Origin of the sequence: Enterococcus devriesei (assembly GCF_001885905.1) — a bacterium.
Lineage (GTDB): Bacteria > Bacillota > Bacilli > Lactobacillales > Enterococcaceae > Enterococcus_A > Enterococcus_A devriesei.
The window spans coordinates 199,709-222,991 of sequence record NZ_JXKM01000002.1; the positions used below are offsets into that span (position 1 = coordinate 199,709).

General features: G+C 40.8%; 22 protein-coding genes and 1 tRNA gene. 17 read left to right on the top strand and 6 right to left on the bottom strand.

The window, feature by feature from the left end; all coding sequences use genetic code 11:
• The 9 genes from glgA (at position 1) to RV00_RS03560 (ending at position 10,316) form a co-directional block, all read left to right on the top strand.
• Entirely contained in the window at positions 1 to 1,428 is a 1,428-nt protein-coding gene (gene glgA, locus RV00_RS03520) for a glycogen synthase GlgA (RefSeq protein ID WP_071861223.1), read from the top strand.
• Between the two features lie 119 nt (positions 1,429 to 1,547).
• Positions 1,548 to 3,986 carry a glycogen/starch/alpha-glucan phosphorylase gene (locus RV00_RS03525; RefSeq protein WP_071861224.1) on the top strand — a complete coding sequence of 813 codons (2,439 nt, stop codon included), beginning with the start codon at positions 1,548 to 1,550 and terminating at the stop codon, positions 3,984 to 3,986.
• A complete protein-coding gene (locus RV00_RS03530) occupies positions 3,967 to 5,799 on the top strand; it encodes a glycoside hydrolase family 13 protein (protein ID WP_071861225.1) in 1,833 nt (610 codons plus the stop codon). Before RV00_RS03525 ends, RV00_RS03530 begins: the two co-directional genes overlap by 20 nt.
• Before the next feature lie 98 nt (positions 5,800 to 5,897).
• The gene (locus tag RV00_RS03535) at positions 5,898 to 6,512 is read left to right on the top strand and encodes a hypothetical protein (protein WP_071861226.1); all 615 of its coding nucleotides are present in this window, start codon (positions 5,898 to 5,900) and stop codon (positions 6,510 to 6,512) included.
• A 167-nt stretch (positions 6,513 to 6,679) separates the two neighbouring features.
• The gene (locus tag RV00_RS03540; RefSeq protein ID WP_071861227.1) at positions 6,680 to 6,865 is read left to right on the top strand and encodes a hypothetical protein; all 186 of its coding nucleotides are present in this window, start codon (positions 6,680 to 6,682) and stop codon (positions 6,863 to 6,865) included.
• 46 nt (positions 6,866 to 6,911) lie between these two features.
• Positions 6,912 to 6,995: transfer RNA gene (locus RV00_RS03545), tRNA-Leu, on the top strand.
• A 226-nt stretch (positions 6,996 to 7,221) separates the two neighbouring features.
• Entirely contained in the window at positions 7,222 to 8,046 is an 825-nt protein-coding gene (locus RV00_RS03550) for a helix-turn-helix domain-containing protein (protein ID WP_071861228.1), read from the top strand.
• 77 nt (positions 8,047 to 8,123) lie between these two features.
• On the top strand, positions 8,124 to 9,269 hold the full coding sequence (gene nagA / locus RV00_RS03555) for an N-acetylglucosamine-6-phosphate deacetylase (protein ID WP_071861229.1): 1,146 nt from the start codon (positions 8,124 to 8,126) through the stop codon (positions 9,267 to 9,269).
• 345 nt (positions 9,270 to 9,614) lie between these two features.
• Positions 9,615 to 10,316 (top strand): ABC transporter ATP-binding protein, encoded by a 702-nt coding sequence (locus RV00_RS03560; RefSeq protein WP_071861230.1) that lies wholly within the window; start codon positions 9,615 to 9,617, stop codon positions 10,314 to 10,316.
• Between the two features lie 37 nt (positions 10,317 to 10,353).
• Here the strand turns inward: RV00_RS03560 and RV00_RS03565 are convergent, their stop codons facing one another.
• Both RV00_RS03565 and RV00_RS03570 read right to left on the bottom strand, forming a co-directional pair.
• Positions 10,354 to 10,947: an FUSC family protein gene (locus RV00_RS03565; protein WP_071861231.1), complete on the bottom strand. Its 594-nt coding sequence runs from the start codon at positions 10,945 to 10,947 to the stop codon at positions 10,354 to 10,356.
• Positions 10,948 to 11,047: 100 nt separating this feature from the next.
• Positions 11,048 to 12,001, bottom strand: a complete 954-nt coding sequence (locus tag RV00_RS03570) for a Gfo/Idh/MocA family protein (RefSeq protein ID WP_071861232.1) — start codon at positions 11,999 to 12,001, stop codon at positions 11,048 to 11,050.
• A gap of 202 nt (positions 12,002 to 12,203) precedes the next feature.
• Between RV00_RS03570 and RV00_RS03575 the strand changes: the two genes are divergently transcribed.
• The 5 genes from RV00_RS03575 (at position 12,204) to RV00_RS03595 (ending at position 15,790) form a co-directional block, all read left to right on the top strand.
• Positions 12,204 to 12,737, top strand: a complete 534-nt coding sequence (locus RV00_RS03575) for a hypothetical protein (protein WP_071861233.1) — start codon at positions 12,204 to 12,206, stop codon at positions 12,735 to 12,737.
• A gap of 17 nt (positions 12,738 to 12,754) precedes the next feature.
• Positions 12,755 to 13,534, top strand: coding sequence for a M15 family metallopeptidase (locus RV00_RS03580; RefSeq protein WP_071861234.1), 780 nt, complete (start codon positions 12,755 to 12,757; stop codon positions 13,532 to 13,534).
• Positions 13,535 to 13,543: 9 nt separating this feature from the next.
• Entirely contained in the window at positions 13,544 to 14,161 is a 618-nt protein-coding gene (locus RV00_RS03585; protein WP_071861235.1) for a glycoside hydrolase family 73 protein, read from the top strand.
• A gap of 84 nt (positions 14,162 to 14,245) precedes the next feature.
• Positions 14,246 to 14,935 (top strand): beta/alpha barrel domain-containing protein, encoded by a 690-nt coding sequence (locus RV00_RS03590; protein WP_071861236.1) that lies wholly within the window; start codon positions 14,246 to 14,248, stop codon positions 14,933 to 14,935.
• A gap of 87 nt (positions 14,936 to 15,022) precedes the next feature.
• Positions 15,023 to 15,790 (top strand): C39 family peptidase, encoded by a 768-nt coding sequence (locus RV00_RS03595; RefSeq protein ID WP_249024052.1) that lies wholly within the window; start codon positions 15,023 to 15,025, stop codon positions 15,788 to 15,790.
• 62 nt (positions 15,791 to 15,852) lie between these two features.
• Here RV00_RS03595 and RV00_RS03600 read toward each other — a convergent pair whose 3' ends face one another.
• Positions 15,853 to 16,584, bottom strand: coding sequence for an HAD family hydrolase (locus tag RV00_RS03600; protein WP_084133224.1), 732 nt, complete (start codon positions 16,582 to 16,584; stop codon positions 15,853 to 15,855).
• Between the two features lie 206 nt (positions 16,585 to 16,790).
• On the opposite strand from RV00_RS03600, the gene RV00_RS03605 reads away from it, so the two are divergent.
• Positions 16,791 to 17,282, top strand: a complete 492-nt coding sequence (locus tag RV00_RS03605; RefSeq protein WP_071861237.1) for a pyridoxamine 5'-phosphate oxidase family protein — start codon at positions 16,791 to 16,793, stop codon at positions 17,280 to 17,282.
• Between the two features lie 33 nt (positions 17,283 to 17,315).
• Here RV00_RS03605 and RV00_RS03610 read toward each other — a convergent pair whose 3' ends face one another.
• Genes RV00_RS03610 through RV00_RS03620 form a run of 3 tightly spaced genes read right to left on the bottom strand, consistent with a single transcriptional unit; the run spans position 17,316 to position 19,681 of the window.
• Positions 17,316 to 17,984 (bottom strand): DUF2238 domain-containing protein, encoded by a 669-nt coding sequence (locus tag RV00_RS03610; protein ID WP_071861238.1) that lies wholly within the window; start codon positions 17,982 to 17,984, stop codon positions 17,316 to 17,318.
• Complete coding sequence (locus tag RV00_RS03615; protein WP_071861239.1) at positions 17,968 to 18,477, bottom strand: nucleoside 2-deoxyribosyltransferase; 510 nt, start codon at positions 18,475 to 18,477, stop codon at positions 17,968 to 17,970. The genes RV00_RS03610 and RV00_RS03615 overlap by 17 nt, the downstream gene beginning before the upstream one ends.
• Positions 18,464 to 19,681, bottom strand: a complete 1,218-nt coding sequence (locus RV00_RS03620) for a GNAT family N-acetyltransferase (protein WP_071861240.1) — start codon at positions 19,679 to 19,681, stop codon at positions 18,464 to 18,466. Before RV00_RS03620 ends, RV00_RS03615 begins: the two co-directional genes overlap by 14 nt.
• A gap of 211 nt (positions 19,682 to 19,892) precedes the next feature.
• Between RV00_RS03620 and lepA the strand changes: the two genes are divergently transcribed.
• Both lepA and RV00_RS03630 read left to right on the top strand, forming a co-directional pair.
• Positions 19,893 to 21,728 (top strand): translation elongation factor 4, encoded by a 1,836-nt coding sequence (lepA, locus tag RV00_RS03625; RefSeq protein WP_071861241.1) that lies wholly within the window; start codon positions 19,893 to 19,895, stop codon positions 21,726 to 21,728.
• A 374-nt stretch (positions 21,729 to 22,102) separates the two neighbouring features.
• The gene (locus RV00_RS03630; protein ID WP_071861242.1) at positions 22,103 to 23,191 is read left to right on the top strand and encodes a PQQ-dependent sugar dehydrogenase; all 1,089 of its coding nucleotides are present in this window, start codon (positions 22,103 to 22,105) and stop codon (positions 23,189 to 23,191) included.
• The last annotated feature ends 92 nt before the right edge of the window (positions 23,192 to 23,283 follow it).

Below are 23,283 nucleotides of genomic sequence, written 5' to 3' on the forward strand. Positions count from 1 at the left end.
ATGAAAGTATTATTTGTCGCGGCTGAGTGTGCCCCTTTTTTCAAAACAGGAGGGTTAGGTGACGTTGCGGGGGCTTTACCTAAAGCATTAGAAAAAAAAGGCGCCACAGTGAAGGTTGTCTTACCCTTCTTTACCAAAATGGCACAGCAGTATCAGGATCAACTAGAAGATTTATTTTCCTTTGATGTCTATGTTGGCTGGCGTAAGCAGTATTGCGGCGTAAAATATCTGAAATTGAATGATATTGAGTATTATTTCTTAGACAATCTGTACTACTTTAACCGCCCAGAACTTTATGGCTATTATGATGATGGCGAGCGTTTTGCCTTTTTCCAAATGGCAGCGATCGAACTGATGGAAAAAATCAATTTTATTCCAGATATCCTACACGTAAATGATTACCATACGTCGTTTATCCCATTCTTACTGAAAGAAAAGTATCGTTGGATTCAAGCCTACAATGCGATTCGAACAGTTTTAACGATTCACAATATTGAGTTCCAAGGACAATATGACCGTGAGATTCTGTACGATCTATTCGGTATGGGAACAGAACGCTACGATGACGGAACAGTCAGATACAATGATTGTGTCAATTTCATGAAGGCGGGGATTCTTTACGCGGATCGAGTTACGACCGTCAGTCCTTCTTATGCTGAAGAAATCAAAACACCTGAATTTGGTGCTGGTCTAGATGTCATTTTACGGATGGAGAGCGGTAAATTAAGAGGAATTCTGAATGGAATCGATTATGACCTGTTTGATCCGGCGACAGATCGAGCTCTTGCGGCAAATTATGACGCGAAGCATTTGTCTAAAAAATTAGAGAACAAGGTCCAACTGCAAAAAATGTTAGATCTACCGGTTCGACCAGAAGTGCCGATTATTGGAATCGTCAGCCGGTTGACGTATCAAAAAGGCTTCCATTTGCTGTTACAGGAAATGGACAATTTGATGCAGTTTGATGTCCAGGTCGTTTTGGTTGGTACTGGTGATCCTAATTTTGAAAATCAGTTCCGTAACTTTGGCAGCAAATATCCAGAGAAGACGAGTATCCAGATTGCTTTTGATGTGACTTTGGCGCAGAAGGTCTATGCAGGTTCGGATATGTTCTTGATGCCGTCAGCTTTTGAACCTTGCGGGCTTTCACAAATGATCTCGATGCGTTATGGGACACTGCCGATCGTCCATGAAATCGGTGGATTAAGAGATACGGTCCAGCCGTATAACCCTGTTACCGAAGAAGGGACTGGCTTTGGCTTTACTATTTTTGAGCCTTTCTATTTAATGAATGCGATGAAGCAAGCAATCGAGTTATACCATGAACATCCAAAGACTTGGCAAAAGCTGATGCTTGAAGCAATGTCTCGTGACTTCAGCTGGAATGGTTCAAGTCAACAATATTTAGAAATGTATCAACAACTGTAGGATTCTAAAAGCCAGAATCTAGGCCTTGTGCTATGGATTTTGGCTTTTTGTTTAATTAATTCTAGTCGAATAAAAGAAGGCTGTTTTTATAAATTGCAAGAGCTTGGAGATGAAATGAAATGGATAAAAAAGAATTCAAAAAGAAATTCAAACGACGTTTAGCCGAAAAATTTGCGATGGAGGTTACCGATGCTTCTTCTAATGAGCTTTATCAAACACTAGGCTCTTTGATGACCTCCGCCTATTCGCAAGATTGGCGGGAAACGTGGAAGGATTATCGGGAGAATAACCAGAAACAGTCGTATTATTTTTCAATCGAGTTTTTACCGGGAAAAATGTTGAAAAGTAATTTGCTGAATATGGGCTGGCTGGAGCTGGTAGAAGAAGGATTAGATGAGCTAGGGATTCAGCTAAATGATCTAGTTGAGATCGAGCCGGACATGGCACTTGGCAATGGTGGCCTTGGTCGCTTAGCTTCTTGTTTTATGGATTCTATCGCTTCTTGTGGTTTACCAGGAAATGGGAACGGGATTCGCTATGAATATGGCTTATTCAAACAGCGTTTTGTTGATAATTATCAGGTGGAGTTGCCAGATGAGTGGCTGCAAAAGGGAAATTTGTGGGAAGTTCGCAAAGAAAGCAAAGCAGTGGATGTCCAGATCGGTGGAAATGTTTATTTAAAACCTGATCAATATGGCAAGTTATCACCAGTCTATGAAGGGGGTAGTAAGCTCCGTGCCGTCCCTTACGACACTGGAATGGTAGGCTATCAAAATAAAATCGTCAATACAATGCGTTTGTGGTCGCTTGAAATTCCGCCAGAGGAAGAGGATCGTTATCGCAGTATCGAAGCCCGTCGTTCTTTTGAAGATCTGACTTCAGTTTTATACCCAGATGATTCGAATGAAGCAGGGCGGAAAATGCGCCTGACGCAAGAATACTTTTTTGTATCTGCCGGTGTGCAAAGTATCTTGCGCTATTTCAAAAGTTTGAACCAGCCGATGGATGAGATCAATCAATACGCCGCAATCCATATTAATGATACCCATCCAGCGATGTGTGTGGCTGAGTTTATGCGCTTGCTGGTCGATGAGGAACAAATGAGTTGGGAGCGAGCATGGGATTTAACGCGGAAAGTTATGAGTTACACGAATCATACGATCATGGCAGAAGCGTTAGAGAAATGGTCGATCGACATGATGAAAAACGTCTGCCCTCGGATTTATCAGATTATCGAAGAGATTGATCGGCGCTTTGTGGAAGAATTAATTGGCGTCCAAGACTTTGATTTGATTCAACGCACGCGGATCATCCAAGACGGACAAGTCCATATGGCTCATCTGGCGATTATTGGTTCACATTCTACCAATGGCGTCGCGAAGCTTCATTCGGATTTATTGAAATCTGTTGTGTTGCATGATTTTTATTTACTTTATCCAGATCGTTTCAATAATAAAACTAATGGAATCGCGATGCGGCGCTGGGTCCAATTAGCTAACCCAGCCATGAGCAAGGTACTGGATGCAACAATTGGAAAAACGTGGCGTAAAAATTCGGATGATCTACGTTTGCTATTAAATTACGAAGAAGACGATCAAGTATTGAATGCCTTAGCTGAGGCGAAGTATCAGAATAAACGTAGCTTGGCCGCTTATATCAAAAGTCATTGCGGGATCGAAGTCTCTCCTGAGGCGATTTTTGATGTTCAGATCAAACGGCTACACGCCTATAAACGTCAATTACTAAATTTACTGCATATCATTAAATTGTATTTGGATTTGAAAGAGAATCCGGAATTACCGATCGAACCGCGGGTCTTTATTTTTGGGGCGAAGGCGGCACCAAGCTATCATTATGCCAAATCAATTATTAAAGTAATCAACGAAGTCGCCAGCTTGATCAACGCCGATGAAACGATCAAGGGGAAATTGAAGCTAGTCTTTTTAGAAAACTATAACGTTAGCTTAGCGGAGCGAATCATTCCGGCGGCGGATGTCAGTGAACAAATTTCCTTGGCCTCTAAAGAAGCTTCAGGCACGTCGAATATGAAGCTGATGCTGAATGGTGCAGTCACGATTGCTACGCTTGATGGAGCGAATGTTGAAATTAGAGATGCGGTAGGTGATGATAATATCGCGATCTTCGGTTTGACCGAAGGAGAGGTTTATCAGTATTATGAAAAGAGAAATTACCATGCGATCGACCTGTATGAACGTGATACGACGATTCAAAAAGTAGTCAATGCTTTGATCGACGGAACGATTCCGAATATCACCAAAGAAGGTCAGGAAATTTTTGACTCGTTGATCAAGTACAACGACGAATTTTTCGTGTTACGAGATTTTGAAGATTATTGCGCGGCGCAAATGTCAGTCAATCAGGCGTATCAGGATACACGTCGCTGGCGTCAAATCAGTTTACGGAATACGGCGAATGCCGGCCGCTTCTCTTCTGACCGAACCGTGCAGCAATACGCGGACGACATTTGGCAGATTGAGCCATTATTCGCTCATAATGATAATCGAGGTGTGACTCAACATGACACATATCTACTTTAATCCATGGATCGAACGGTATAAACAACCCTTTGGTGCGGTTCAAGAAGGCATGAAAATTGATCTTTGGTTGTCAGTCCCTGAGCCGGAAAACACGCAGGTTTTTTTGATCGTCCGTAAAGAAGGCAGCTCATCTGGGCAGCGAGTCTTCCCAATGGAGGCGGTGGCGGAAGAACGGTTCCATTTTCAAACGACGATGAATCAAGGCTGGGGTCTGTACTTTTATTATTTCAAAGTCGTTCGCGAAACCAATGGCTATGAGACGATCCAGTATTATGGCTTTAAGGATCAAGGCGGCGAAGGGAAAATATATGGTTCCGAGCAAGAAGTTCTACCCTATCAATTAACCTGCTATCAAAAACCTGAGGTCGCTCCTAAATGGTACCGCGATGCTGTTTTTTATCAAATCTTTCCTGATCGTTTTGCTAATGGCAATCCCGATCATATAGTGAATCAGCCGAAAAAAAATTCGTTTATTTATGGTACGGAGGAAGACGATCCTTATTATATTCGAAACCAAAAAAATGAGATCGTTCGTTGGGATTTTTTTGGAGGCAATCTAAAAGGGATCAAAGAAAAGATTCCTTACTTAAAAGAGCTAGGGATCACGGCTTTATATTTGAATCCGATCTTTGAAGCCAGTTCAAATCATCGCTATGATACGAACGATTATTTTAAGATCGATGGCGTCTTGGGCAAAGAAGAAGATTTTCGTGAATTGATCACTGAACTACATGAGTCAGGAATCGCAGTCATCCTTGATGGTGTTTTCTCACATGTAGGAAAGGACAGCCGCTATTTCAATATTTCTGGTCTTTATGGGAAGCATTCAGGAGCGGCCCTTGATCCTAAGAGTCCTTATCGGGATTGGTTCACTTTTAAACAATATCCCACTGATTACAAATCGTGGTGGGGCGTTGCTGATCTACCTGAGGTCCGGAAAGATAATCCTCATTATCAAGAATTTATTTACGGCGATCTAGACAGTGTTTTAGCGAAGTGGACGACCCTCGGCGTCGATGGTTGGCGACTGGATGTCGCAGATGAATTGACGGATGATTTTATCGCGGGAATTCGTAAGCATTTGTCCTTCTATCAAGAAAAAATCTTGATTGGAGAAGTTTGGGAGGATGCCTCTAATAAGATTGCTTATGATACGCGTAGAAGATATGTTTTTGGTGATCATTTGCAAGGCGTGATGAATTACCCTTTGCGTCAGCAGATTTTAGATATCTTAAAAGGTTACCGGACATTACAGGAAATCTGTGAAGAGATGATCCGTTATCAGGAAAATTATCCGAGAGATTTTTACTATAATCAGTTGAATAATATTGGCACCCATGACACGGAGCGGATTTTAACGATGCTGGATGGGTCATTAGAGACGTTAGATCAAGCATGGGGCTTGATGTTTATGATGCCGGGCATCCCTTGTATTTATTATGGGGATGAGGCTGGGCTGACTGGCGGAAAAGATCCTGAGAATCGTCGCTTTTTCCCATGGCAGTCTATCAATCAGGCTTTATTCAAAAGCTGTCAAAAATGGGTTCAGCGTCGTAAAAAATTTGATGTCTTGAAATACGGAGAATTTTTCCCTTTCTATTCGCAAAAACAGCAACTTTTCGGCATCATTCGCTACACGGAAAAAGCCTATGTCATCTATGCACTTAATCTATCGAATCAAGAACAAAGTATCAATATTGGTGAGTTGTCCAGTCCATTAGCTTATAAAGGTGATTATGATGTGTTGAATCGAATCATCGAAGGAGAGATCTTGGCACCAAAAGGCAGCTTGTTCATCTCTGACAGCTGGTAATTTTGTGGGTTAGGAAGGATTTGGCTGCTAGAGATTTCGAAGCATTTTTTTAGCATTTATGCTAAACTATCCTATATCACAACAATGAGGATGATTTTATGCAAACATACAGCAGAAAAAAAGGTCGCTTTCCTGCTTTTGATGATGATGCGGGAGTCAAGCTAGCTTACGGCAATCAAAGTGGTCGGGTTTTGTTTGATGGCGAGGACGACTTGCTGACAGATTATAAATTAGAGGCGCAGGATATTTTTGATCGCCCGTTGCCGAAAGTTAAGCGAACACGGCGAGTGAATTTACAGGAAGAACCTCGCAGCAGAGAGCTGGAGCTTCATAAAGCAAACTTGCCGAGCTATCATGCTGAACACACTGAACGTAAAACAGTAAAATTGTTTGAAGAGCCTAAACCTAAGGAACGGACGAAAGCCACTAGCATTAATACCCGGAGTGGACGTGGCCGCAGTGCTACTCCTTTTGCGCCGAAATTTGTGCCGTCATCATTGATCCCCGATGATCCGGCAGATGCTGTATCGCCTCGGGAATTAATGCAGCGGATGGAGAAGTCTCGCCAATCTTATATTCTTTTCGCATCAGAAAAAGAAGAACAGCCGGCGTTGGAAAGAAAGAAAACGCGCCAACGTTTGGATCGTTCCTTGCGAGGGATCATGCAAGAGGATAATTCAAAGTTGGAAGACAGTAAATATTTTCATGATTAAGAGCAGTTCAATTAGCAGTGTTTAGCTTCGAAAATGAGACAGAATTTCCGAAGAAGCTGCTTTGGACTATTGTTTATTCAAAAAGGGAGCGGGGATTATACTAAGGTCTCGGCTCCTTGTCTGGGTAAAAACCATTTATTATAGAATTATGTAAAGGAAGTAAGTATGTGAATCCATTTGAAGAAAAAATCAGTCAGTTACGAGCTGGAGAGATTGATCAATTCGAAGTGACTCGCGAAGAATTCTTTTTATTTCGTGAAGTCTGGAGCAAACAGGAGGACAAAAAGTTTTTCCGCGGAATCGCCGGTTTAAAAGGCAACATCATCTATGTTTACGACACGACGATTGTTTAGCCTATTGACTTTTGCTAGTTGGCTAAGCTATGATGAAATTCGTTCTGCGGCGGTGTTGGAATTGGTAGACAAGCATGATTGAGGGTCATGTGGGAGTTCTCCCGTGTGGGTTCGAGTCCCATTCGCCGTATAAAAAAAGCCGTATAAGTGCTACAATAAAAAAGATCGAGAGCTGAGACTGTTAAAGGTCGCAGCTCTATTTTTTAGTATTTCATTTTTTGTGATGCGACCCTATTATAATCAAAATGCTTCAAGGCTTTTTGATTTTTAGATGCTGGAAGTTGCTTGTCTATCACGCATCAGCTAGAATGATAGTAGTTAAAAATGTGAATTAGCATATTTTGGAGGAAGCAAAGATGGAAGCGATTGGTCAAGTCTTAAAAGAGTTCCGCAAAGAACATGGCATGACGCAAAAAGATTTATCGGCTGGTATCTGTTCTCAAAGTGTTTTGAGCCGAATCGAAAATGACGAGGAGATTCCCAATATTTTTGTCATTAAGCAGCTTTGTCATCGGCTAGGGATCACCATTGATCAATTGATGCTTGATTTTCTACCAGAGGAATTATTTTTACGGAAATATTTTAATAAGATGTTTATGTATTTACGGACGGGAAAATATTTGGAGATCCAAGCAACCCTTGATTACTTAGACGAGCGTCAGATCACGCATTTAGACAAGGATCGTCAGCAAGTTTGTTTTTTTAAAGGCGTCTGTGCCTATTTTATTGATGGAAATCCTGAAGCGGCTTTGGCTCACACACTTGAAGGTTTGGACATCTGTGTCTCGAAAAAGTATTACGGCTATTTTGACAGCCGGATTTTATTATTGAATTTTGCCGGGAAAATGAATTCGGCTTTAGGAAAAGTCAATGAAGCACAAAGCTACTACAATCAAAGCTTTGAACTCTTTCAATCTATGATGGCGGATTATTCCGAACGTAGTGAGTTAAGCAATCTATTCGTCAATTATGGAACGTTTTTGATTAAGCAGGAACGTTTGGATTTAGCTGAAAAGGTCGTTGACATTGGCTTGAAGTGGAATCGTCAGCAATGCAGCTACTATAAATTGCATGAGCTACTAGAGTTAAAAATCCGCATGTTAGAGGCACGAGACGATTTGCATTCAGTGATCGGTTATCGGAAAATGCTGCGAGCCTTAGAGAAAATGAAAGATTTGTAGAGTGGTCTACACCATTCTTGACTTATTTTTGATTCAGGAGTAACTTTAAGATACTAAGACAAAAGGGAGAGCTCACAATGAAAACATTTATTTATGCTGACAAATTCTTTTTAAACTCAGGTGTTAAAGGCGCAGGTTATTTAGATGTCACCGATGGCATTTTTGGCACATATACAGCAACAAAACCAGAAGGGGCCGAGATCATCGACCAAAGCGGAAAATGGATTGCTCCCGGTTTAGTGGATACACATATCCACGGTTACAAAAATCATGACGTGATGGATAATGACGCGGAAGGCATCAAAGTCATGTCAGAAGGATTATTATCATGTGGTGTGACTAGTTTCTTACCAACCACTTTGACGTCAACCAAAGAACGTTTGAAAGATGTTGCGGCAACGATCGGCAGCATGTATCAAGAAGTTGATGGTGCAAAAATTCAAGGGATTTACTTTGAAGGACCGTTCTTTACCGAAGAACATAAAGGCGCACAAAATCCTAGCTATTTTGGCGATCCTGATTTGGATACATTCCATGAATGGCAAGAAGCTTCAGGCGGCTTGATCAAGAAAATCGCATTAGCACCAGAACGTAAAGGTGTAAAAGAATTTGTTAAAACAGTGACCGACGAAGGTGTTGTTGTTTCACTAGGACATTCAAACGCAACTTTAGAAGAAGCGCAAGAAGCTGTGGAAGCAGGCGCAAGCGTCTTTGTTCATGCTTATAATGGTATGCGTGGCTTGAATCACCGCGAACCTGGTATGGTAGGCGCATTGCTTACATTGCAACATGTTTTCTCAGAATTGATCTGTGATGGACACCATGTTCATCCACAAGCAGCGGAAGTTTTGATGGAAAAAGCTGGACACGATCATGTGGCATTAATCACTGACTGTATGATGGCTGGCGGCATGCCTGATGGTAATTACAACTTAGGTGAATTCCCGGTTGTTGTGAAAGAAGGAACAGCCCGTCTTGAATCTGGTAACTTAGCTGGAAGTATTTTGAAATTAAAAGAAGCAATCAAAAATGTAGTTGATTGGGATATTGCAACTCCTGAACAAGCAATTATGATGGCCTCTTATGTACCAGCTGTCAGCTGTAAAATCGATGACAAGTGCGGTATGATCGCTGAAGGCCGCGCAGCCGATTTTATCGTATTGGACCCTACAATGGACTTGGTTGCAACTTACCTTGATGGTGTAGAACGTTACCACGCTTAATTAAACCAAACATTTGTAAACCTCGACCAGAAACAAAGGTCGAGGTTTTTTTGTCAGTTCTACTTTCTGCTTTAGCAGATTAGTAGAATGATATGTCGACGAAAATAAAGATAAATTTTGCCAAAAATTTATAATCCTGTTTCAGAGTCGACTGCAAGTTTTTCTTCTTGCGCCAGCGAGTTAGAAAAATCGTATGCGTACGAAAAAATCTATTTTTTGAGTTAGCTGTCAAGGGATGAGCAATCAAAAAGGGAATTCCAATTTATCCGTAGTCGATTGTATCAGTCAGAGAAGGGTCTATGGTAAACTAAATACATTGAGAATAAGTGACTAAGGAGACTAAACATGGCTTATATTGATGTAATAGATGAAAGCAAGCACTACAAAATGGGCGAGACGATTATTCGCGCCAATGAAAAAGTCAATTTTTCAATTGAACGAGGCGAAGTAGCCGTCATTCTTGGTCCAAGTGGAGCTGGTAAATCAACAGTTTTGAATATTTTAGGCGGAATGGACAGCTGTGATGAAGGACAAGTGATTGTTGATGGAACAGACATTGCTCAATTTAATGATAAGGAACTGACAACTTATCGTCGGAATGACGTTGGCTTTGTGTTCCAGTTTTATAATTTGGTTCCTAATTTAACGGCTAAGGAAAATGTTGAATTGGCTTCGCAAATTGTTTCAGATGCTTTGAACCCGGATGAAGTTTTGCAATCTGTAGGCTTAGGCGAACGAATGAATAATTTCCCGGCACAATTATCCGGAGGCGAGCAGCAACGGGTTACAATCGCGCGAGCGTTAGCGAAACGGCCAAAATTATTGTTGTGTGATGAACCGACCGGCGCGTTGGATTTTGAGACAGGAAAACAGATTTTAAAGATTCTGCAAGATACTGCTCGAGAAAATGGGACGACGGTGGTGATCATTACTCATAATTCGGCAATCGCAGCGATGGCAGATCGAGTGATCCGGATTAATGATGCCCATGTCCGTAGTCAAGAGCTGAATGCCAAGCCGCAATCAATCGAAGACATTCAATGGTAAATTGGCGACTAAGAAAGCATAAAATAAAAGATCAGCCTCATTTTTGAGACTGATCTTTTATTTGTTTTTTTACGTCATAGAGCATTTTATTCAAATCGGCTTCCTTTTTTCGCAGTTCGACTAGATCTTCTTTGATTTGTTTTTCTTTTTCATCTGTCTGAGGCGAGATTACACCGTTTAAAGAAATCGCGATGATGGTCCCAATAAATGTATCCAACACCCGATTTAAGGCATAAAGAATCGACTCTCCCTGGGGGATACTGAGTGCAATCAGCAGCATCGTGGCGATGGCTGAGATAATCCCGGAATTATTGTTTATCCCATCAGAAAGCACGATGACTAAAATTACGAAGAAGGGCAATAAAAAGAGCTCTACATAAAAGTCATTTTTGAAAAGCGACTGGACGTAATAAAAAATCATTGCAAATAGACCGCCAAGGGAGTTTCCTAAGACGCGGGAACGACCAAAAGAGATACTGGTGGTTAAGTCTTGCCGCAATGAAAAAACAGCGGCAAGTGCAGCGATCAACGGCGAGCCACGATCAGTCAAATAAAATAGTAAAATACACAGCATGACGGCCAGAGCCGTTTTGATAGTGCGCATGCCTAAGCGAAAACGCCCAATCTGCATAATTTTCCCCTTTCTCCAAATCTGTTTATCTAATAAATAGTTTAGCGGATATTTGAAAAAAAAACAAAGGTGCTGACCAGTCAGCACCTTTGAGACTAATTTATTTATGCCATTTTTGCTGCATCTGATCCAAAATATCAATGACGTCTTTCGTAAAGAACAATGATTTATTTGGCAATTCGCCTTTGATGGCCTTGACCATGTTTTCGATTTCATAATTCATGGCGTTTCCAGTAAAACCAGATTCAATAAGCTCAGTCGTACCATCGTTAAAGAATAATTCCGCTTTGTCTGCCCGCGGATAATCGTCAACGGTTAGGTAGCCATTTTCGAAGGCAACGATGCCTTTTTTTGGCATTTTGGCTTGGAAGGTCAAGCTAATTGTCGCTAATTCGTTCTTCTGATTTTGTAAAATCGTGACTGATTGTTCATCGACTCCAGTTGAAAAAGGAATCATGGTGGAGGCGACGACTTCCGGTTGCTCAGACAAGAACCACCGGGCGAAAGAAACGGCATAAGTACCGATATCCAACAATGCTCCGCCAGCTAAATCTGGATTAAAGAAACGATTGGATGGGTCGGGTTCTTTGTAGCTGCCAAAAGGTGCTTGGATCATTTTTAATTTTCCTAAGCGGCCGCTGTCGATTAGCGCATGAAGTTCTTGGTACAATGGCATATTGAAAATGGTCATTGCCTCAGCCAAGATCAAATCTTTTTGTTCGGCCAATTCTATTGCAGCTTGTAATTCCGCAGAGTTCATAGTAATCGCTTTTTCGCAAAGCACATGCTTGCCAGCATGTAGGGCTTGCATGATATGCTGACTGTGTTGACGATTTGGTACGGATACGTAAATGATGTCAATGGCTTTATCTGCTAACAGCTCTTCGTAACTTCCGAAGGCTTTTGATAAATTAAATTGCTGCGCAAATTTCTCGGCTTTAGCCAGCGATCGCGATGCGCAAGCGGTCAGTTGACTGTTGGATTGATCAAAAGTTTCAGCGAAGTCATGAGCAATTTGCCCAAGACCGATGATACCCCATTGTAATTTTGTCATTTTTTCCTCCTGTTGAGCCATTATTTTGTAAAAATGCGGTTAAAAAATGAATTTGACTGTCCTTTTTGGTAAAATTATTCAAGGACTAGAAGAATAAGATTTCCTTTAGAGTATAGCAGTAAATCTTAAATTATTTCAATCGATTTGCCAAAGCACTGTATTTTTCTGGGAAATTCAGTAAAATAGTATAGGAGGGATTATTTTGAATCAAATTTATTTGGATTTAGTGATTAGTGCAATTTTTGAACAATTTCATTCAGAGCAAGATTTTTATCAAGACTATTTAGGCGTTTCTGATAGTCAATGGCAGCAATGGAAGGCTGGCCAAAATAATTTATCTCCGGAAGCAAACCAAAAAATCAAGAATTTATTCAGCGATTACGAATGGATGTTAAGCCAAAAGGTGATTCGCCAGACGTTCCTATTTCCAGAAAAGCGTCCTACGGCGGTGGCAGAATACCGTGAAATGAAAACGATCGTCGCGCAAAAATGGATCGCCAGCGGGTTAGCTCAAGTTGAAATGGTTCCCTTTAAAAATAAAAACGAAGAAGAAAACAGCGATTTTATCGATCTTAGAGTTATGATCGATTATGATAGCTGGGGTTATAGTGATATCCTAAGTTTTCGTTTGCCAGCGCATGTCCAAAATCAAATTGCCAGTGCGCAAACACAAACCGCATTACTTGATTGGGTGAATGAAAACTTAACAGAGACCTATACGTCACTAGACGATTAACGAGAGGATTTTTTATATTGAAAAAAACAGTAGGACTACTTTCCGTCATCATTATGCTTGGAATGACCGGTTATTCTCTTTTCTACAGTGCTCCGGCAGAAACAAGTGCCAAGAAAACGACAGCGACGACTTATTCTTTTGAGAAGAAGACGAGTACTAAGAAAAATGCCGTACAAAAAGCGTTACCTAAGGCCAATGCTGAAGATTGGAAGCTAGTTTTGGTTGGTCCGAAAAATAAAATTGAAAAAGAAGTTGATGAAAGTCAGTTAACTACATTGTCTGATAATAGCCATCAAGTCGATAAACGAATCGCTTCAGATTATGAAGCTTTCTCTGAAGCGGCCACAAAAGCCGGCTTTCCATTAGTGATCATCTCAGCATTTCGCTCAGTTGAATCGCAAAAGGAAGTTTTTGATACGAATGTAAATGGCTTAGTCAGCGGTAACGGGATGTCAGAAGCGGATGCAATCGCAAAAACAAAAGAAACTATTACCGAGCCAGGGTTCAGTGAACACCATACTGGTTTGGCGGTAGATATCGTGGACCAAGATTGGTACAATTCTTATTCTACCCAAGTCTTAGATGCCTCTTACGGTGATCAACCGGGGGCGAAATGGATTGCAGAGAATGCGCCAAAATATGGCTTTATCATTCGTTACCCTAAAGATCGACAAGATATCACCGGGATCACTTATGAGCCATGGCATATTCGCTATGTTGGCAAAGAAAATGCTGAATATATCACGAAACACGATCTGACTTTAGAAGAGTTCTTGAAAGAATTATCCGCCAAGTAAGGAGGCACTATGCCTAAGAAAAAATATCAAAAACGAAAGTCCAACATCTCGATCCCACTGATTTTTGCTGGGATCTTGGTGATTGGTTTGGCTTTCGTTTTTTCTTTACATACATTATCTGATTTTGGAGTAGAGAATACACCAGAACAACAAGAGACCCTTTCTCATCAAGAGTTCATTGATCAATTAGCACCTCATGCAAAAGAATTGCAGCAAGGTTATGGAATTCTCCCTAGTGTTATTTTGGGACAAGCAATCTTAGAATCAAATTGGGGCCAATCACAACTTGCTAGCCAGTATAAAAACCTTTTTGGGATCAAGGCTTCAGGCAATCAGCCTAAGGTCAGCCTTGAAACCAAGGAATATATCAATGAACAGTGGATTACGATTCAAGGAGACTTCAAGGTCTATTCTTCATGGGAAGAGTCTCTCGATGATCACACGATGCTTTTCGTCAATGGCACCAATTGGAATCCACAGCTTTATGCGGGCGTTCTTACAGCCGCTGATTATCGCCAGGCCGCCCAAGCCTTGCAGACAGCTGGCTACGCTACCGACCCGGGCTACGCGAATAAAATCATTAGCGTCATTGAGACGTATAATTTGGAACAGTACGATCATTCATAGTAAAATTAAGCTAAGAAGTTAGCGAGTAATACTGACATGTGGCATGAAAAGTGCACACATTAATATGAATGAGGAGCTGATTGTATGACAGATAAATTCGTCCCGGAAATTATGACTGAATTACGCAATGACATTGTGCGAGTGCCAAAAGTAATCAAGAAGTGTTCTGGTATTTTGATCTTTGGAAAAAAAATTCGTTCGATTATTTTTACTACGGATATCGCGATTATTCGCAATACCGATGCGGATGCGGTGATTGCCGTGTATCCATTCACACCCCATCCGGCGATTACGAAAAGCATTATTGAAGCCGCCGATATCCCAGTCTTTTCCGGTGTAGCCGGTGGCTTGACGCATGGGAAGCGCTCCGCCTACATGGGCATGTTTGCGGAAGCACAAGGAAGTCTAGGGGTAGTCGTGAATGGTCCGACGCCAGTCGAAACGATTAAAGCAATTGATGATGTGGTGGATATTCCAGTCATTGCGACAGTTACCTCATTCTATTCAAAAATAGATGAGAAGTTGGCTGCCGGTGTAGATATTATTAATATTAGTGCTGGAAAAGATACGGTAGAGGTCGTCAAGCAATTCCGCCAAAATTATCCTGACCTACCCATCATTGCGACCGGTGGACCGGACGATGAGACGATCGAAGCAACGATCGATGCGGGAGCCAATGCGATCACCTATACACCACCATCAAATGGTGTTCTATTTAGTAAAAAAATGGAAAAATACCGTAAGATGGAATACGATGAAGACCATCATGAATAAGAAAAAGAAGTTGAGGCAAAAAGTCTCAACTTCTTTTTTAGTTTCAATTAAGTTAATTTTGCGATACTCACTCTGAACAAAAGAGGGGTGAGGACCATCAAATACGTAACAACCATCAGTGGTATTTTACTGATGATCCTAGGCGTCGGACTTTTTCTATTTTTTTGGAACGATCAATTACCGGCTCTTAGCAGCAATACAGTGGATAAGAAACAAGTTCAATTAGCGGATGAAGAATCAACAGAGACAGATTTACTTGATGTACCGTTGGAAAATCAACAATCTGGTGCAATACCTTTAGAAAATGGCTGCGAAATCACCGCATTATCGATGTTATTGAATTTTTATGATTATGGGACGACTAAAAACCAACTGGCGGACTTGCTTAATTATGTTCCTTTATACGAGAATGAAGAATTGGCGATCCACGGAAATCCACACGAAGGATTTGTTGGAAATATTTATGAAGGCTATGACGCGATGGGGGCAGCAGTTGAACCGATTGCGGAGGTGGCAGAACAAATCATCACTGGCGATCACTCTATCGTCGCCAGCAGGGAGACTCCCTTTTCGATGCTAGAACAGCTTGTTCAACAGGGGGTTCCGGTTTGGGTCGTAACGACGGTTGATTTTCAAGTGCCGACTGAAGAGGACTTTCGAATTTGGCAAACGACCGCGGGTGAGGTTGAGATCTCACCGTTGTGTCACGCCGTCATCATTACAGGCATGGATCAGGAGTATATTTATGTCAATGATCCCTACGGCTATAAAAATCGCATCGTCAACCGGGAAGATTTTGAAACGATCTATGCCACAATGGGAAGTCAGTCGCTTTATTTACAAACAGATCATTAAAGACACAGGAGACAATTGGATGTATCAGCCCGTTGTCTTCTGTGTCTTTTTTATAAAATAGATTAAGCGAAAATATGTTGGAAGGTCGGCAATAATTGTTCAAAAGAAGTTAATTCAATGTCTTGAATCTGCGACGTTCCTTTCGGCAATTGACGATTGCGATGATTCAACCAAAGCGCTTGCCAGCCTGCTCGTTTTGAACCAATGACATCGTTGTTAAAATTATCTCCCACATAAAGAGAGTTTTCCGGCTGCAAGGAGAATTGTTTTTTTCCGAGATCAAAGATTTCAACGTCTGGTTTTTCAAAACCAGTTGCTTGGGAAATAATAATATTTTCTTCTTCGACCCAGTTTAACAGGCCTAATTGGAGAATCTTTTTATATTGGTGATCGGTTGGTCCGTTGGTAATAATGCTGATAGGAACCTCTTTTTGTTTAAGAAAGTCCAAACATTTTTCGACTTCTTGGTGCATCGTGATCGCATCAAGCTCCACTTCGTAGACTTCTTGAAAAGTAAGCGCCTGTTCATCGGTAATGTGAGGATAATCTAAATCTTTTAAGGATTGACTGATGCGGTGGTTACGCATGAATTCCAAGGTCCATTCTTGTGTGATCACCTTATTAAAGTTGGCGTCACTATGAACACGAAAACGGGTGTAAAGAGGAAGCATATCTTCTTCACTCACTAGAGGAAATAATTTTTGGACTGCTTTGCGAAATGGTTCTTGTTGATCGTAAATAGTATCATCGATATCAAATACGACAGTTTCAATCAAAATCGACACGCCTTTCATTTTCAGCAAATTTTCAAATCATTACAGAAGGTATTTTAGTATAAAAGTAGAGGTAAAAAAAGAGTAAATCATTGATAAATAAAGGCTTTTATCACCAAAAACGCGAAAGCTTGGTTTATCAATTTTCAGTTTATTGAACTGAAAAATAGTTTTCTTTTTAAATTTTAATCTATATAATGAGAAGAAAGATGACTGGAGGAAAAAGGATGCGAAGAAAAAAAAGACAAGTGACTGATTTTGAAACAATCAAGCAGATGGTAGAGGATTCTCAAGTGTTGCGTATCGCTATGAATGGAGAAGAGTATCCTTACGTTGTGCCGGTAAATTTTGGTTATGAATGGATCGAGGAAGAACTAATCTTGTATGTTCACGGTGCAAGTGAAGGTAAAAAAGTTAGTATGATCGAAAAAAATCCTAAAGTCGCCGTGGAGATGGATGGCAATCATCAACTAATCAAAGGCTCACGCAATGCCGCCAGCTATTCTTATGCGTATCAAAGCTTGATTGGTTTTGGAAAAGCGGAAGTGGTAGAAGACTTAGAAGCAAAACGCCACGCTTTGCATATCTTAATGGCTCACGCAGCTAAGGGTGCACCCTTTGATGAGATCCCGGAAAAGATGTTACAACGCACAGGAGTCATCAAAATTGTCGTAGCATCCTATACGATGAAAGAAAATCTTCATCCAGATAAGCAATAAAAAAAATCCAAACCGAAAGCGGTTTGGATTTTTTTATTTGTGTAATTTCTTTAAACGATATTCTTCAAAATACGCGGCTTTTCCGTGACTTTGAATCAGCGCATAAATACCCATTAGAACGGCACCGACTGTATTAGTCAAGAGATCTCCCATCGTATCCATCAACGCGGCACGTCCTACTAATAATTCTCCAGCGGAAGTGGCATAGCGTTGTAAGTTCATATCAGCAACGGTGTCACAGAGAAATTCCCAGAATTCCCAAAAGACTCCACAAACACCCGCAAAAGCAAAACCGAAAAGTAAGAACAGCCATGGCGATGTTTTGCTGATATCCGCCTCTTTCATAAAGAAGCCGATCAATCCGTAGCCTAATGCGGTCAAGACCATTGGACTGACGGAGTGTAAGATTTTATCCCAAAAAGAAATAATCGAGATCATGTGCAGAGAGGTTCCTAAGAAAACGGAGATCACCAGGAAAACCCAATAAAAATAAACGATTTTTTCTGGCAACACTAATTTGAAGAGTTTGGTAATGATTTCAGGCAAGAAAATCAATGCCACACCAGCTAAACATTCGATGATAAAGATAAGGCCCTGCTTGGTAGAATATTTGCCAATCGCGAATTCATAAATATTGTAAGCCAAACAGATAGCTGCAAAGATTAAAAGTGCGGAACGATATTTTTTATAAGTCATGAACATCACTGCTTTCTAAGAAAGATTTGATTTGTTCCAACAAAGCTTCTTCAGTATTGACGATTTCGCCATTCAATTTTATTAGTCCAATCGTATAAAGATTTAAATAGTGAAATTGATTTTCCGCTGGTGTTTGTAAAGCCATTAATTTTTGTTGATTATCCGCACCTTGTTGACGAGAATCTGTGTATAAACCAATGATCGGGATTCCTTTAGCATAGGCAACGCCGATCTCAGAAGCTACACCAGCGTCAATGGTTAAGCCATCAAGCAGGGCAATCATCAAGTCACTTTTAAGGACTTCCTCAGTGTCGGCCAGTGCAATCATTTTACTGTCGGCATAAGCAGATTTATCATTAATCCCAGCATTTTCTTGGGGCAAGTAAATGCTTAACGCTGACGAAAATTCACGAATCCTTTTCACTAAATGTTGATTATAAAGTAAATCACTTTGCGCAAATAAAGGCGCTGCAAAATAAATATGTTTAGAAATAGTCACTAAAATAAGCCTCCATATCTGGAATTGTCGTTTCTAATAGTTCAATCGCTTTTTTGTCAGCCTCTAACCGTTCGATGCGGGCAAGATAGGCCGCGCGGCGGTAATTCATTAGCAGACAAGTTAATGTTTGGATATTCATACTGATCCGTTTGCCTTTTGGCCGATCAGAAATACTTAATTTACCAGCTTCATCCCAGCTAAGGGCAAAAATACCGTTATTCCATTCCGCAATGGGATCTTCAATTACAAAATAGAAGGGATCAACTGGTTTTTCAAAGGGGTATTCTAAAAGAAACTGTTTCACGTCAACGATTCGTGCCATGAAGAAAGGTTCAATGGTTTCGGTAATCTCACTATCATCAAGTAAGAAAGAGAGGGGTTCGTTTTTGAAAATATCGCCTTTGACCCAATAGATCATTGAAAAATGTGCACTGATAAAATTCCATAAGCCGTTGCGTGCTTCCTGATTCAAATAGAACATTTCTTTAATATGAAAAACCTCATCTGAAATCCAATAAAATAGAACGCCGGTGGGCTTGTGGTTCGCGTCATAATAAATCGCGGCAATCCGTTCTTCTTCGTTTTCAAAACGCCAGTATTCTTCCCAATTCAATTCTTTACGAATCATAGCGCCGTGATTATTCAAGGCGAACTCGTGATAGACTTGATACACATCAGGATCATCGACTTCTCTGCGTTCTACAATGCCTGGCAGCTCCACTTGCTTTGGTAGCTGGGTATCCTTGATTTTAAAGCTGAGTTTGTCAGACATGATTTCCCAGCCTTTGCGGCGATAGTAAGGAATGTTATAAGGATACAAATAGGAAATCCACTGGTGGTCTTCCCGCATTTGCACTAAGGCCTTTTTGATCAAATCTTTCATCAAGCCATGATTGGCATACTCAGGATAAGTACCGACGCCCGTCACGCCCCCCATTTGAAAAAGCTTGCCATGAATATTTACTTCGCAAGGGTAGATGGCAATCTGAGAAATCAGTTTTTCATCATGAAACCAGCCGAAAACTTTTGACTGTTCTAAGACCGGTTTCTTTGCGCGGACCATTTCTCGTTTGTTTTCATAGCCGCTATTCTCAATGTCGCTTTCGGTAACTTGGAACACGTAACTCAATAATTCATCATATTGCGCTAAGTGTTCTTCACCGACCGGCTGCAAGATTAGCTGCTGCTTAAAGTCATTATCCATTCTTTCAACTCCTAAACAATAATCTGAAATTTCTCTGGAACCCTATGATATTCAATATAAACAAGGCAGAAAAAATTCTTCTCATTCTCAGTATAGCAAAAGGCCTTTAATAATTCTCTTATGGACATTGGGAAAAAGGGGAAAAGACTTTTTTTCTATTGAAAACGTTGGTATAATTGACAGTGCTGATTAAAAGAAATGAGGAACTTTCATGAATATAGAAGAAATGCAGAAACGCCAGAAGATGATCCGGAATTTTTCCATCATCGCTCACATTGACCACGGAAAGTCGACATTGGCTGACCGGATCTTAGAACAGACGAATACTGTTAGTTCCCGTGAAATGCAAGAGCAATTATTAGACTCTATGGATCTTGAACGTGAACGTGGAATTACGATCAAGTTGAACGCGGTAGAATTACACTATACGGCCAAGGATGGTCAAACATATATCTTCCATTTGATCGATACACCGGGACACGTCGATTTCACCTATGAAGTATCACGAAGCTTAGCGGCCTGTGAAGGCGCGGTCTTAGTTGTCGATGCAGCACAAGGAATCGAAGCACAAACCTTGGCCAACGTTTATTTAGCCTTAGACAATGATCTTGAAATTTTACCTGTAATCAATAAAATCGATTTACCAGCGGCTGATCCAGAGCGGGTGCGAAAAGAAATTGAAGACGTAATCGGGATTGACGCGGAAGACGCAGTGCTTGCCAGCGCGAAAACCGGGATTGGTATCAATGAGATTCTAGAACAGATTGTAACCAATGTGCCTGCTCCAACGGGTGATTTAGAAGCACCCTTAAAAGCTTTGATCTTCGATTCGATTTATGACAGTTATCGCGGCGTTGTGTTAAATGTGCGAATTACTGATGGGATCGTTCGTCCAGGAGATAAGATTCAACTAATGAGTAATGGTAAAACCTTCGATGTAACCGAAGTCGGCGTCTTTTCACCCAAGGCGGTTCAACGGGATTATTTGATGGTCGGTGATGTTGGTTATATCACTGCCAGCATCAAATCAGTTCAGGACACTCGAGTAGGGGATACTGTGACACTTGCGAACAATCCTGCAGAAGAATCTTTAGCAGGCTATCGCAAAATGAACCCAATGGTCTTTTGTGGGCTGTATCCGATCGATACGTCTCGTTATAACGACTTACGAGAAGCACTGGAAAAATTACAACTTAACGATGCGGCGTTGCAATTTGAACCAGAAACATCTCAAGCTTTGGGCTTCGGATTCCGTTGCGGATTCCTAGGCTTGTTGCATATGGATGTGGTTCAAGAACGTTTAGAACGGGAATTTAATTTGGAATTGATCACGACAGCGCCATCGGTTATCTATCATGTTAATTTGACCGACGGTACGCAGATTGTTGTGGATAATCCTTCAGACTTCCCTGATCCATCAAAAATCCAAAATGTTGAGGAGCCCTTCGTTAAAGCCAATATCATGGTGCCAAACGAATATGTTGGTGCGGTGATGGAATTGTCTCAACGTAAACGCGGTGAGTTTATCACGATGGATTATCTAGATGATTATCGCGTGAACGTGGTATACCATATCCCGTTATCTGAGATCGTTTTTGATTTCTTCGATAAACTGAAATCAAGCACCAAAGGCTATGCCTCACTAGATTACGAACTAGCTGATTATCGTGAAAGCCGCCTCGTTAAGATGGATATCTTATTGAATGCGGAAAAAGTCGATGCCCTAAGCTTCATCGTTCACCGTGAGTTCGCGCAAGAACGCGGTCGCTTAATCGTCGACAAATTGAGAAAACTAATTCCTCGCCAACAATTCGAAGTACCAATCCAAGCGACCATCGGTACAAAAATCGTTGCCCGGACTGACATCAAAGCTTTACGTAAGAATGTATTGGCTAAATGTTACGGAGGAGACGTTTCTCGTAAACGTAAATTATTAGAGAAACAAAAAGAAGGTAAGAAACGCATGAAGCAAATCGGTTCAGTAGAAGTACCACAGGAAGCCTTCATGGCCGTGCTGAAAATGGACGAGGACGACAATAAAAAGTAGAACTTTAAAAATGGAAATCCTTTGTTAATAGTCCTATTTTGTTGTTAATAAGCATCAAAACATCTTCGAAAAATATTTTTGATTATCATAGCAGTTATCACACTGCGGTTTTTGAGGACAAAAAAGGAATATTTCAATTTTATGCTTCATTGGTGGCTTAAATATGAAAGTACCTTCGAAAGAAGGTACTTTTTTATATTGCCGAAATTCAATGTGTCGCGAAAACATATTTGATCAAAAGGTTGCCCAAGAAAAATTTTAACAATAAGCACATATTTTTACTCTTTGATTTTAAGATGTTACGGTTAAATTAGAAAGCGCTCTCTAAATGAACCGAGTCCGACGGAAAGTCAGCTAAAAATAGGAGTGACTATATGAAAAAAATGTTAACTTTATTCACCGGATTATTCCTTCTCAGCGGTTGTGCCGCAACTATTTCAGAAGACGAAGGAACTTCAACAGAGTCAGGGAGTGGCAGCCTTACGACTGAAGAAAGCTCAATCAATTCAGCTGTTGAAGCTGTGGCGGAGAATTTAGCTGTTCCATGGTCGATTCAACGTGATGATGACGCGTTTTATCTAAGTGAACGAGGTGGAACGGTAGCGAAGATAACCGATGGTGAAGTAGAGCGACAGTCTGTGTCTTTAGAAAAAGAACTATCTTCTGTTTCAGAAGCGGGATTATTAGGCTTTGTCTTAGCGCCCGATTTTTCAGATTCTCAAACAGCCATCGCTTATTATACCTATGAAGATAATAGCGACATTATGAATCGAATTGTTGAGTTAAAACTAGTAGGTGATGATTGGCAGGAAACGAGAGTATTATTAGATGAGATCCCTAGTGGCACGCACCATCATGGCGGGCGTTTAGCAATCGGACCAGATGATTTGCTCTATGCTACTACGGGTGATGCTTCTGAGCCTGAAATTGCACAAGATAGGAATTCTTTAGGCGGTAAAATACTAAGAATGAATTTAGACGGAACGATCCCCGAAGATAATCCAATTGAAGACTCTTATGTTTATAGTTACGGTCATCGGAATGCACAAGGTCTTGTATGGGATGAAGGTGGAAAAATGTATTCTAGTGAACATGGAGCTAGTCGTAACGATGAAATTAATGTCATTGAGGCGGGGAAAAATTATGGCTGGCCAACAATCGAAGGAAATGAAACACAAACAGGTATGGAATCACCGCTATTTACTTCTGGAAACAACACTACTTGGGCACCGTCAGGCATGGACTATCGAGATGAAACGTTATATGTGGCAGCATTAAGAGGGAACGCAGTCTTAGAATTTGATTTAGAATCAAATACAATGAGTGAGATGCTGACGGAATATGGTCGTATTCGAGATATCTATATAGAGGGTGAAACGATGTATTTTGTAACCAATAATCGTGATGGTAGGGGAAATCCCCAACAAAATGATGATAAATTATATCGTCTGCCACTTGATTAAAGAAAAACCTTGTGATCAATTTCGATCATAAGGTTTTTTTGTATTGCATAGCTTTGGAGAAAGACTATCAATGATATTTTGTTTTGTGTAGG

Excerpts from the sequence above, each read along its gene's own strand:
- RV00_RS03630 (WP_071861242.1), top strand. The coding sequence starts at position 22,103 with ATGAAAAAAATGTTAACTTTATTCACCGGATTATTCCTTCTCAGCGGT.
- RV00_RS03610 (WP_071861238.1), bottom strand. The coding sequence starts at position 17,984 with ATGTTCATGACTTATAAAAAATATCGTTCCGCACTTTTAATCTTTGCA.
- glgA (WP_071861223.1), top strand. The coding sequence starts at position 1 with ATGAAAGTATTATTTGTCGCGGCTGAGTGTGCCCCTTTTTTCAAAACA.
- RV00_RS03530 (WP_071861225.1), top strand. The coding sequence starts at position 3,967 with ATGACACATATCTACTTTAATCCATGGATCGAACGGTATAAACAACCC.
- RV00_RS03565 (WP_071861231.1), bottom strand. The coding sequence starts at position 10,947 with ATGCAGATTGGGCGTTTTCGCTTAGGCATGCGCACTATCAAAACGGCT.
- RV00_RS03525 (WP_071861224.1), top strand. The coding sequence starts at position 1,548 with ATGGATAAAAAAGAATTCAAAAAGAAATTCAAACGACGTTTAGCCGAA.
- nagA (WP_071861229.1), top strand. The coding sequence starts at position 8,124 with ATGAAAACATTTATTTATGCTGACAAATTCTTTTTAAACTCAGGTGTT.
- RV00_RS03535 (WP_071861226.1), top strand. The coding sequence starts at position 5,898 with ATGCAAACATACAGCAGAAAAAAAGGTCGCTTTCCTGCTTTTGATGAT.
- RV00_RS03620 (WP_071861240.1), bottom strand. The coding sequence starts at position 19,681 with ATGGATAATGACTTTAAGCAGCAGCTAATCTTGCAGCCGGTCGGTGAA.
- RV00_RS03550 (WP_071861228.1), top strand. The coding sequence starts at position 7,222 with ATGGAAGCGATTGGTCAAGTCTTAAAAGAGTTCCGCAAAGAACATGGC.
- RV00_RS03590 (WP_071861236.1), top strand. The coding sequence starts at position 14,246 with ATGACAGATAAATTCGTCCCGGAAATTATGACTGAATTACGCAATGAC.
- RV00_RS03600 (WP_084133224.1), bottom strand. The coding sequence starts at position 16,584 with ATGAAAGGCGTGTCGATTTTGATTGAAACTGTCGTATTTGATATCGAT.
- RV00_RS03585 (WP_071861235.1), top strand. The coding sequence starts at position 13,544 with ATGCCTAAGAAAAAATATCAAAAACGAAAGTCCAACATCTCGATCCCA.
- lepA (WP_071861241.1), top strand. The coding sequence starts at position 19,893 with ATGAATATAGAAGAAATGCAGAAACGCCAGAAGATGATCCGGAATTTT.
- RV00_RS03605 (WP_071861237.1), top strand. The coding sequence starts at position 16,791 with ATGCGAAGAAAAAAAAGACAAGTGACTGATTTTGAAACAATCAAGCAG.
- RV00_RS03570 (WP_071861232.1), bottom strand. The coding sequence starts at position 12,001 with ATGACAAAATTACAATGGGGTATCATCGGTCTTGGGCAAATTGCTCAT.
- RV00_RS03560 (WP_071861230.1), top strand. The coding sequence starts at position 9,615 with ATGGCTTATATTGATGTAATAGATGAAAGCAAGCACTACAAAATGGGC.